This is a genomic window from Streptomyces sp. NPDC001407 (assembly GCF_042895325.1).
In the GTDB taxonomy this organism is placed as follows: Bacteria; Actinomycetota; Actinomycetes; order Streptomycetales; family Streptomycetaceae; genus Streptomyces.
On the sequence record NZ_JBIAWF010000014.1, the window covers coordinates 191,783 to 202,096 of the forward strand.

General features: G+C 71.3%; 9 protein-coding genes. 5 read left to right on the top strand and 4 right to left on the bottom strand.

The features are described from left to right. Positions 1–14 precede the first annotated feature (14 nt). The 3 genes from ACFY1P_RS20805 to ACFY1P_RS20815 form a co-directional block, all read right to left on the bottom strand. Positions 15–572 (bottom strand): hypothetical protein, encoded by a 558-nt coding sequence (locus tag ACFY1P_RS20805; protein WP_390751495.1) that lies wholly within the window; start codon positions 570–572, stop codon positions 15–17. A 96-nt stretch (positions 573–668) separates the two neighbouring features. Beyond that, positions 669–1,241, bottom strand: a complete 573-nt coding sequence (locus tag ACFY1P_RS20810) for a hypothetical protein (RefSeq protein ID WP_390751496.1) — start codon at positions 1,239–1,241, stop codon at positions 669–671. Between the two features lie 80 nt (positions 1,242–1,321). Continuing rightward, entirely contained in the window at positions 1,322–1,951 is a 630-nt protein-coding gene (locus tag ACFY1P_RS20815) for a hypothetical protein (RefSeq protein ID WP_390751497.1), read from the bottom strand. A gap of 172 nt (positions 1,952–2,123) precedes the next feature. Between ACFY1P_RS20815 and tap the strand changes: the two genes are divergently transcribed. From tap to ACFY1P_RS20830, 3 genes are read left to right on the top strand one after another with little or no spacing between them, the layout of a single operon-like run. After that, positions 2,124–4,619, top strand: coding sequence for a telomere-associated protein Tap (gene tap / locus ACFY1P_RS20820; RefSeq protein ID WP_390751498.1), 2,496 nt, complete (start codon positions 2,124–2,126; stop codon positions 4,617–4,619). A gap of 23 nt (positions 4,620–4,642) precedes the next feature. Next, a complete protein-coding gene (gene tpg / locus ACFY1P_RS20825; RefSeq protein ID WP_390751499.1) occupies positions 4,643–5,224 on the top strand; it encodes a telomere-protecting terminal protein Tpg in 582 nt (193 codons plus the stop codon). 42 nt (positions 5,225–5,266) lie between these two features. After that, positions 5,267–7,666 carry a Helicase associated domain protein gene (locus tag ACFY1P_RS20830; protein WP_390751500.1) on the top strand — a complete coding sequence of 800 codons (2,400 nt, stop codon included), beginning with the start codon at positions 5,267–5,269 and terminating at the stop codon, positions 7,664–7,666. 90 nt (positions 7,667–7,756) lie between these two features. Here ACFY1P_RS20830 and ACFY1P_RS20835 read toward each other — a convergent pair whose 3' ends face one another. Continuing rightward, on the bottom strand, positions 7,757–9,136 hold the full coding sequence (locus tag ACFY1P_RS20835) for a hypothetical protein (RefSeq protein ID WP_390751501.1): 1,380 nt from the start codon (positions 9,134–9,136) through the stop codon (positions 7,757–7,759). Between the two features lie 347 nt (positions 9,137–9,483). Between ACFY1P_RS20835 and ACFY1P_RS20840 the strand changes: the two genes are divergently transcribed. Both ACFY1P_RS20840 and ACFY1P_RS20845 read left to right on the top strand, forming a co-directional pair. After that, entirely contained in the window at positions 9,484–9,765 is a 282-nt protein-coding gene (locus ACFY1P_RS20840) for an HU family DNA-binding protein (protein ID WP_390751502.1), read from the top strand. 165 nt (positions 9,766–9,930) lie between these two features. After that, the gene (locus tag ACFY1P_RS20845; protein ID WP_390751503.1) at positions 9,931–10,134 is read left to right on the top strand and encodes a cold-shock protein; all 204 of its coding nucleotides are present in this window, start codon (positions 9,931–9,933) and stop codon (positions 10,132–10,134) included. Positions 10,135–10,314: the final 180 nt, after the last annotated feature.

Here is a 10,314-nt window from a genome sequence, read left to right on the forward strand (position 1 = left end):
GCGGGTTGGGGCGGTCAGTGCTTGCGGCGGACGCGGAAGCCCTTCCAGCCCGTCTTCTTCAGGCGGGCCTTGTCCCCCAGGGCATCGGGCACGCAGGCGACGGCGACAAAGGTGGCGCCCTTGCGGGTCACGACACCTTCCCGCTCGTGCCGGATGAAGCGGCGCTCGTAGTCGTCTTCGGTATCCGTGAAGCCGATGCGGTCGCCGACCTTCACGTCCCCGAAGGCCACCCAGTCGAGCAGGCCCAGCCACACGGAGGGGCTGGTGCGCACCGTGAGAGCGATCTCCCGCTCCTTGGGGGTCTGCGCCTCGTCGCGTGCCAGGGCCGCGGCGAGGGTGACGGTCCGGCCGCTGTAGCGGCACAGCGCCGTGCCCGGAAGGAACGGATCCTCCAGGGTCGGCGGGCGCCCCTGCCACATGGGCGGGAAGTGGTTGACGAGCTTGCCGTCCCGGACGCCCGGGGTGCCGTCGCACGGGCACTTGGCCGCCGGGAGTCCCGAGACGGTGTCGTGGCGGTTGGGGAGCAGGATGGCGGGGTCATAGTCGGTGGTACCGGGCGCGAAGAGGGACATGAGGGGGTTTCTCCGGGTGGTGATCGGGTGAGGGCGGGCGGGACATCGTGACCGTGCGTCCCTTCGCCCCGGCGGTGGTGGCGTGTGCCCGGTGGCTCAGCACTGGTTGACCCTGGTGCAGACGTCCGGGGATTCGGCCGCGCAGTACGGCGGGCAGACCGCGGCGGGCATGTTCGCCAGCCCCTCGCGCACGGCGCCGGCGCCCTCCCAGCGAACAGAGCTGCCATCGGGGTAGAGGAGCTGCGCCCGCAGAACCTTGCCGGAACGGACGCCGATGTCCATGTCCCCGCGTACGCCGTGGGGGCCGTGCGGACGCAGCACCAGCCTGTGCCAGCACCCGCCGGAACTGCCGGACCGCCAGATGATGTGCAGCCCCTTGGACTCGGCCAGGTCCGCGATGCGCCGTGTGTACGCGGTGAGTCCCTCCGGGACCGGGTCGCCCTGCACGGTGGCGACCTGCAGCACGCCGCCACGCAGGGCCACGATCTGGCCGTGCGCGACGCGGCTCTTCAAGGCCTCCAGCGTGACGTAGGGAAGGTGGCCGTGGTGCAGACACCGGGTGCACAGGAGGCTGTTGGGACAGTCGCTGTCTTCCGGGACGAACCGCGCCTGGGGGTCCTTGCACGTCGTGCACGGATAGGGGGACCAGGTATAGCGGGGGTTTTTCATGATCACGTCTTTCGTCGGTGACGCTGTGGTGGACAGCCGGGGGCGCGCCGGGCGGGGCAGGACCCCGCGCGCCCCCGGATTCAGCGGGGCAGGGCGTAGGTCTCCACGTCCGTGATGGGCGGCTCGCCCGGGGCGGGGTCGTGCTGCCAGTAGCGGAAGGGGTAGTGCTGGGGCTGGTCGGCGGGGTACTCCGGCGCCGTCGTGATCACGGCGGTGCAGCACAGGAAGCGGCGCCCCTCGGCGTACGCGTGGCCGTGGTGGCGTTCGCCGTGGACCGAGAAGCCCTGAGGGCGGACCGTGCCGGGCGCCAGGAGGCGGAAGAACAGCGGCTCGTGTCGCCGGGCCCTGCTGTGCCCGGCCTCCCGGGACCAGTGCGCGCTGAACCAGTCCAGGGTGCGCAGTTCGATGCGGTCAGGGGTGATGACGACGAGCACCGGGTCCGTTCTGCCGTCGCGGCGGATCGCGCCCAGCAAGGAGTCGGTGGAAACCGGCGCGGCGTCCGTGAGGTCCGCCGGCTTGGTCCCGTCCGTCTCCAGGGCGGCGGCGATGCGAACGGCGCACCGGCGCGCTTCGGGCTCTTCCGGCATGTGCCCGTCGTCCGCGGCCGCTTGCTCCATGAAGCGTGCGATCTCGCTGCGTACGTGAGCGCTGATGGGGGCGCCGTCGCGCAACCGTTGGGCCGCCGAGGCGATGAAGTCCGACGTGGGCAAGGGGTTCCTCCTGAAGGCAGATGGGCCGTTCACCGGCCCGCAGGCATGAAAGTACATGTAGGAATCTAGATGTGCAACAACGGAGATGCAATTAAAAATAGAGATGAGGATTGACAGGGGGTTGTGGCGCCGGTACGTTAGATTCGCGTTAGATCGGTGAGTGGAGGAAGAGATGCCCGACGCAGTGCTGGCGCCTGAGCTGGCCGTCGTTCTCGCGCAGGTCTGCCTGGACGGGCCCGTGCCGTCGTTGCCGGACCCGGCGGAGCGTACGCGGCTGCGTGAGCAGTGGGGCTGGTCCAAGACCCAGCTCGGCGCTGCGCTGGAGGTTTCGCGCGAGACGGTGTGGACCTGGGAGAAGGAACCCCCGCGCACACCCCGCGGCAGGACCGGGCAGCTCTATGCGCGCCTGCTGGCCCACTTCGCGGCCGAACTTGCCCGCGCCGCCGACACGTCGCACACCCCAGCCCCGCCGCCGGAGTCCGCTGCCCCGGAGGCGGCCGTCGTCACCCCCGATGTGGAGTCCGAGCCGCTATTCGACTACGACATCGAGGAACCGCCCGACATCACCTGGGAGGACCCCCCGGCGCCGGCGGCCGTCACGGAACCCGAGTACGACGCTCCCGGCTCCTGGACGGAGCTGCCCGAGGGCATCACCCGGTCCTGCGCCCGGTGCGGCCAGCCGACCCCGTACCTCGTCGACGGCCGGCCCCGCCACGTCTACCTGGAGGCCATGGCCCGCATGGGCGTGCCGCGCTGCGGCACCCAGCCGGCCCCCGCAGCAACCGCCCCCGTCCCCCCGGCGGCCCCGGCCGCGGCGCCCGCCACCCCGGCCATCACCCCCACCCCCGCTCCGGCGGCACCGCCGGTCCCTGCCCCGGCCGCGCAGCCCGCCCGGCCGGCGGCCTCGCCGCGCCGAGGGGCCACGACGGCAGCACCGGCGTCGCGCCGCAGGTCCGCCAAGAAGCCGTCCGTGCCCGTGAAGAAGGAGGTGGCGCCCGAGCACGCCGACGGCCCGCTCGCCGTCCTCGCCGTCCATGACGGCGCCCTGACCGCCCACCTCGTCGACGGCCGCACCGTCGCGTGCCCGGCCAAGACCCTCCAGGCCCTGACCGCCTGGGCACTGGACAAGAAGAAGATCCGCCTGGGCGCCGCCCAGCTCCACGACAACGGCTTCGAGCAGGACCCGCTGCTCGTCCTCACCGAAACCGCCGTGGCGCACTTCGGCCTGCCCGCCCACCTGGACGACCAGGAAGAACTCCGCCTGCCCGCCGACCACAAGGCCGTCAAGAACCTCACCCGCGCGGGCTGGGAGCTCACCAAGTCCGGCTTCGGCCCCTGGCCGCGCGTCTTCAAGCGCCTCGACGGCAAGCGCCACTGCGTCCAGTTCGCCCTCGTGCCCTGGAACGCCCTGGAGACCCGCGCCTGGGGCAACGCCGCCGACCTGTCCGGCGCCGAACTCGCCCGGCTCCTCGGCTCCTTCGCCGACCAGGTCATCACGCCCCGCGGCACGGTCGCCGTCACCGGCGAGGAACTCATGACCGCGCTGCGCCCGCCCACCAGGGCCCTGTGGGATACGGAGAAGGGCAAGTACGTCTCGGCACCGGTGCCCGACACCCTCAACAGCGTCGTCGACCCGGCCCCGTGCGAGGCTCCCGACGAGCACCCCCTGGTCGCCGCCGACTACCCCGACGAAGGCAGCCGGCCCGCCAGCGAAGCCCTCGACGAGGAAGCCTGCATCTGGATCCGCCCCGTCGACCTGATCACCGACGACGAGCGCGCCCAACCCCACGTCGTCGCTCTCGACGTCTCCGTCGCCTACCTCGCCGCCTGCCGCCGTCTCCACGTCGGCACCGGCCCGGCCATCCACCGCCCCCGCAACCCCCACTTCGACCCCGACCTGCCCGGCTCCTGGTACGTGGACCTCTCGCACGTCGAGATCGACCCCCGCCTGCCCAACCCCTTCACCTCCAGCGGCGAGCGCCCCGACGGCCCCGCCTGGTACGCCACGCCCACCGTCGCCTACGCCGTCGAACTCGGCGCCGACGTCCGCCCCCTGGAGGCGTGGGTCCGCGAGACCCACAGCCCCTACCTCCAGCCCTGGTACGAGCGGCTGCGCGCCGCCTACCTGACCACGATGGCCGGCCTCGGTGTCACCGGCGACCTCGACGACGAGGAATTCCTCGCCGCGATGGCCGTCTACAAGAACGGCGACCCGGCCCTAGTGACCCTCGCCAACGCCATCAAGTCCACCGCCAAGTCGGGCATCGGCAAGCTGCGCCAGCGCCCCACCGGCCTGGACTACGTCTTCGGCGAGCCCTGGCCCGCCCTGAACCGCAAGACCTGGCGGCCCGACATCCGCGCGATGATCCTGTCGAAGGCCCGGATCAACATGCACCGCAAAATGCACAACCTCGCGACCACCGCGAACCGGTTCCCGCTCGCCGTCAACACCGACTGCGTCGTCTACCCGGCCGACGGCCTCTCCCCGCTGCCGGTCCTGCTCGGCCCCGACGGCCAGCCCGTACGCGGAGGATTCCGCCTCGGCGTCAACCCCGGCTCGGTCAAGCACCAGGGCAGCCAGACCATGGCCTGGGCGCTGGACCTGCTCGCCGACCACGTCAACATCGCCAACGAGATCAAGGACGCCAGCCTCGTGCCGGCTGCCTGAGACATAAGGAACCGTGAACCATCGTGGGACTGTTCGAAGACCGCCTGGAGGAAGCCGCGGACACGGCCTTCTCCCAGCCGATCCCCAAGACCCTCGGCGCCCGGATCCGCTTCCTCCTCAAACAGGAGAAGGACCTCACCCCCGCCGAGGCTGCCCGCGCCGTCGCCGAGAAGATCGGCCGGAGCCAGCGCACCGTCGAGCGCTACCGCGACAACAAGATCAAAACCGCCAAACCGGAAGTCGCCGCCGTCATCGAGGCGGAGGTCAAGAAGCTCTGGCAGCCGCTCGTCCGCGCCCGCCGCCTCCAGGACGCCATCACCACCAAGGGCATCAAGGTCGACGTCCGCGGGAAGTTCGGCTTCACCTCGCCGCGCGGCACCACCAACGACCCCCGCTACCGGCGCCTGACCCGCCGCCTGGACGCCGCCGTCGCACGCCAGCTCTACGAGGCCAAAGCGGCCGGGGCCAGCGACAACGAGCTCGCCCAGATCGTCGCCGACGGACTGCGCGAGGACTACTTCACCGACGGCGGCACCCGCGCCCAGACCCTGCAGCAAGTCGAGCTCACCGACGTCGACCACATCCGCTTCGGTCTGCCGGACTGACCCGCCCGCCCCCTACTGCGCCTGAGAGGCTGACCCATCACCGTGGCCGCACTCACCACCACCGCCCCGCTGCCGAAGGTGCGGCTGTTCCCGCACCAGTCCCGAGCCGTCCACGCCGCCCACACCGCGCTGCGCCACACGGCCCGGACCAGCATCGTGATGGCCTGCGGCACCGGGAAGACCTACATCGCCGCCCGTGCCGCGGCCCGTGTCGCCCCCCAGGGCACCCGCCTGGTGCTGCTGCCCACCCTGGAACTGCTCGCCCAGACCATCGACGACTGGCGCACCGCCGGCATGACCGGCCCCGTCCTCGCCCTGTGCTCCAAGCGCCCCAACACCGCCGAGCCCGTTCCCTACACCACCAACCCGGGCGCCCTGACCGCCGCCGTCCACCAGCACCCCGACCTCACCGTCTTCGCCACCTACCACTCCCTGGGCCGCGTCGTGGCCGCCCACCGCGAATACGCCTTGCCGCCCTGGTCGTTCATCGCCGTCGACGAAGCCCACCGCACCAGCGGTTACCTGGGCAAACGCTGGGCCGCCGTCCACGACGACGCACTCGTCCCCGCACACAAGAGGCTCTACCTCACCGCCACCCCCAGGATCTGGTCGGCCGGCGAGCCCGGCGAGGACGACGACCCCGCCCTCATCGCCTCCATGGACGACCCCGCCCTCTACGGCGAGACCTGCTACCGCCTCCCCCTCGCCGAAGCCATCGACCTAGACCTCCTGGCCGACTACCGCGTCGTCGTCATGGAAGTCCACCACGCCACCATCCGCACCCGCCTCGGCATCTCCGACAAGGCCACCGAAGCCGAACTGCGCCAGGCCGCCCTCCAGATCGCCGTGCTGCGCGCCATGGCCCAGCTCGACCTGCGCCGCGCCGTCTCCTTCCACCACCGCATCGCCGACGCCCACGCCTTCGCCGCGACCCTCCCCAAGACCGCCGACCGCCTCTACGCCCTCGATGCCACCGGCACCAGCTGCCCCGACCCCGGCGAGCTGTGGGCCACCGCGATCGACGGCACCATGGACCCCGCCGTACGCCGCATGCTGCTCGACCGGTTCGACGGCCGGCCGGGCGACGGCCTTCAGCCCGCGCACCGCACGCTGATCGCCAACGCCCGCCTCCTCGGCGAAGGCGTCAACATCCCCGCCATCGACACCGTCATCTTCGCGGACCCCAAGGAGTCCATCGTCGACACCGTCCAGGCCGTCGGCCGCGCCCTGCGGCAAAAGCCCGGCCAGGGCAAGAAGGCCACCTTGATCGTCCCCGTCTACGTCGCCCCCGGCGAGGACGCCGACGACCTTCTCACCTCCAACCTCTACAAGCCGCTCTGGCGCGTCCTGCAGGCCCTGCGAGCCCACGACGACCGCATCGCCGACCGGCTCGCCGTCCCCCAGCAGCCCTCCCTCACCACACCCGAGGACGAAGAGGCCGAGGCCGTCCCCCTCGACGTCGTCTTCGAGCGGCCCTTCCCCGCCGACACCATCGCCCAGGCCTTCCGGCTGCGCGTCCTCCACCCCCGCGAGGCCTCCTTCCGCCGCGGCCTGGAAGCCGCCACCGCCTACTACGAGACCATCGGCCACCTCGACGTCCCCCAACTCCACGACGACGAACACGGCTTCGCCCTGGGCCGCTGGATCAACCGCATGCGCAAGGCCTACGCAGCCGGCACCCTCAAGCCCCGCCAGATCAAGGCCCTCGAACAGATCGGCATGATCTGGAACCTCCGCACCCAGGCCGCCGAACGCGGCCTGCTCCACGCCACCCAGTGGGCCAGCCGCCACGGCCACCTCGCCGTCCCCTCCGACGTGATGATCGGCGACTACGCCTTCGGCCGCTGGCTCACCAACCGCCGCCGCACTGCCCGCGACCGCGCCGCACAAGGACTCGAACCCGACCCCACCGACACCGCTCTCACCAACATCGACCCCTGGTGGAACCCGCCGTGGCCGATCGTCTGGCAGCGCCTCTACTACACCGCCCGCACCTACGCCGAAGCCGCGATCACCCTCGACGACCTGCCGGGCGACTTCCTCACCGACGACAACGAACCCCTCGGCGAATGGGTCCGCACCCAGAGCCTCACCTTCCACACCCTCCACCCCGAACAGGCCAAGCTCGTCACCGGGCTCGGCATCACCCCCATCGAACCCGCCCCCGACGAACCCCCGCAGCCCGCCGGCCGTGCCGCCCGCCAGCAGCGCCAGCTCGACAAGGGCCTGGCCGCCGTCGAGGCCTTCCGCGCCCGCGAAGGACACGTCCACATCCGCCAGCGCGACACCGTCCTCCTCGACGGCGAGGAGTACAAGGTCGGCCAGTGGCTCAACAACCTCCGCAAACGCTGGGGCACCCTGCCCCCCGAACACCTCCAGGCCGTCACCGCCGCAGGACTGACCCGTCACGCCCAGCCGGCCGACGCCGTCACCAGCTCGTAGACCGCCCGCCCCGCGGGGCCGGCGGCAGCACAGCGAAAGGGCGTCCCGCGCCGGAACACGCGCGGGACGCCCCCTGTTTCGGTGCGGTGGTCAGGATCCCGACGTCGCAGTCGGCAAGACGCGGTCCAGGTACTCCGTCAGCACCGTCTCCTCCAGCTCGCTGTCCATCTCCAGTGAAGCACGCAGTCCTTCGCCGGCGACCCGGGACGGGATGCCCCAGCGGCTTTCGATCTGCCGCAAGGTGTCTCCGATCGTGTGCTGCGCGACGTCGGGGTGATGCCGGATCAGCCAGTCCAGCATCTTGGCCACCTGCATCGTCAGGCGGATCTCATACCCCTTCACCTCCGCGCCGTCGCGGCCTCCGAGGTCCTGGCCGAGGTCGTCCAGGATGGCGTGCCGGACGGTTGTGCGCAGCAGGTCGGGGGGCAGGATGCGGTCCAGGCTCAGCGCGACGGTGCACGCCAGGTCGTCGGCGACGTCGCGGACGGCCTCCTGGTTGCGGCTGCGCAGTACCCACTGGCTGCGCCGCCCAGGTTTCTCCCACAGGGCCCGGAAGAAGTCCTCGGTGAACCGCTGCCGCACCGACTCGGCCCCCAGGGACAGTCCGTTGTGCTCGCCGGAGGCCGACACGACGGCCCGCACCCCCTCCGACGAGCGGCGGCGGGATTCCGCCCAGTCCTGGCCCACCGGCCTGGACCACATGGCACGGCCGGCGACGAGTGCCTGCGGGGCCGGCACGTCGCTCTCGTTGCGGGCGATGTACGCGCGCAGCGTCGAAGCACCGATCCCCCCGAGCGCCGCCATCTCCGGCACGCCGATCAGCTGATCCCCCGCCAGCTCGGGACAGCTCACGTTGACCACGCACTTCTCCAGCGGCAGAGCGCGCGCTGCGCCCCGGGACAGCTGGGCCCACAGTGCCAGGTGATCGGCCCAGTTCTCCGGGCCCGGTGCTTCCTTGTCCACGCCGGCGACGTTGAGCACTGCGGCGCGTTCGGGGGAGGTGCTGCCGTCGAGCAGGTCGGCGGCCGTCACGGCGACTGCGGCACGGGCCTTGCGGCGCTCGAATTCCTCTGCGACCCGGTCCCAGACCTGGCCCGGCCGGTACCAGTGGGTGCCGTCCCACCAGTAGCCGCCGGCCCGGAACAGCAGCGGCCCGTTGTGCCACTCGCTGTGCAGGTCCGCGGCCTGTCCGCTGCGGATGAGGAGCACGGTCCGCCCGTGCTCGGGGTGGGAGCGCACGGCCCAGGTGAGGTCGTGGCGGGACGGGTCCGTGGTGAAGGCCCGCCATCCGCCGGCGACGCGCTCCGGGTCGAAGCGGCCCCACATGCCGCGGCCGGCGTTGCGGCCCACGGCCTCGATGGCCTCCCCGCCGTCGTCCAGCGGAAGGTGGGAGTCGTCGACGAACGGGATTCCTGGGACCGGGTGGTCGGTGCGCAGGCCGTTCGCCAGCGGCTGGAGATGGAACGACAAGGTGCTGCCCCCCTCTATTCGTGAGTGCTGTAGTCCTTGCACAGCACTTGACTCCTTCTCTTCTACATCGGATGTGACCTGGATTGGTACAGCAGAAATCGGCCAATTCTCCGACCACCGGCTCCGCATGGAACGCACGCACGGCACCGCGAACAGGTCCACCCCGCCACGGACACAGGCCGAGTCCGAACCTCGGCGATTGCTCCGTCTTGGTGGCACACCGTCAGCTGTGGTCGACGGCACCTGCTGGGTGGCGCCGTATGGCCGGAGGTCAATGACAGGATTGCCGCAGAGCTGTCCCGTCCGCGCCGCCGGCCGGGGCGATCCACAGAACGGAGAAATACCCCATGAATCGCAGCGAGCTGGTCGCCGCCCTCTCGGAGCGCGCCGAGGTGACCCGCAAGGACGCCGACGCCGTTCTGGCCGCGTTCGCCGAGACCGTCGGTGAGGTCGTCGCCAAGGGCGACGAGAAGGTGACCATCCCCGGCTTCCTGGCCTTCGAGCGCACCCACCGTGCTGCTCGCACCGCCCGCAACCCGCAGACGGGCGAGCCGATCCAGATCGCTGCCGGTTACAGCGTGAAGGTCTCCGCGGGCTCCAAGCTCAAGGAAGCCGCCAAGGGCAAGTAGTCCCCGCTCTCCGCCTGCTCCGCCCGCCGCGGGGCGCTGCGGGCGGACAAGTGGATACCCCGGCTGCGGCAGGGGTAGAACGGACGCCGGGCCTCTTCCCGTAGCGGAAGGGGCCCGCACTCACCCCGAGCCGGGTACCGCCCGGCGATACCGAAGGACATCAGCATGGCCAGCGGCACCGTGAAGTGGTTCAACGCCGAGAAGGGCTTCGGGTTCATCGCCCAGGACAACGGCGGCCCGGACGTCTTCGCCCACTACTCCAACATCGCCGGCAACGGCTATCGGGAGCTGAATGAGGGCGAGCAGGTGAGCTTCGACATCACCCAGGGTCAAAAGGGCCCCCAGGCCGAGAACATCGTCCGCGGCTGAGACCGCCCCCCCGTAACGCCCCGCTCGGACCTCTGTATAGAGTGGCAGCACCGACGCGGGGTGGAGCAGCTCGGTAGCTCGCTGGGCTCATAACCCAGAGGTCTTCTCCGAACTAAGCAGCAGTGCAACGGAATCGGCGGTCCCGGGCCCCCGATGCGGCATAATGGGGCCATGCAGCCG

Coding starts and splice junctions, on each gene's coding strand:
- ACFY1P_RS20810 (WP_390751496.1), bottom strand. CDS start 1,241: ATGAAAAACCCCCGCTATACCTGGTCCCCCTATCCGTGCACGACGTGC.
- tap (WP_390751498.1), top strand. CDS start 2,124: ATGCCCGACGCAGTGCTGGCGCCTGAGCTGGCCGTCGTTCTCGCGCAG.
- ACFY1P_RS20845 (WP_390751503.1), top strand. CDS start 9,931: ATGGCCAGCGGCACCGTGAAGTGGTTCAACGCCGAGAAGGGCTTCGGG.
- ACFY1P_RS20840 (WP_390751502.1), top strand. CDS start 9,484: ATGAATCGCAGCGAGCTGGTCGCCGCCCTCTCGGAGCGCGCCGAGGTG.
- ACFY1P_RS20805 (WP_390751495.1), bottom strand. CDS start 572: ATGTCCCTCTTCGCGCCCGGTACCACCGACTATGACCCCGCCATCCTG.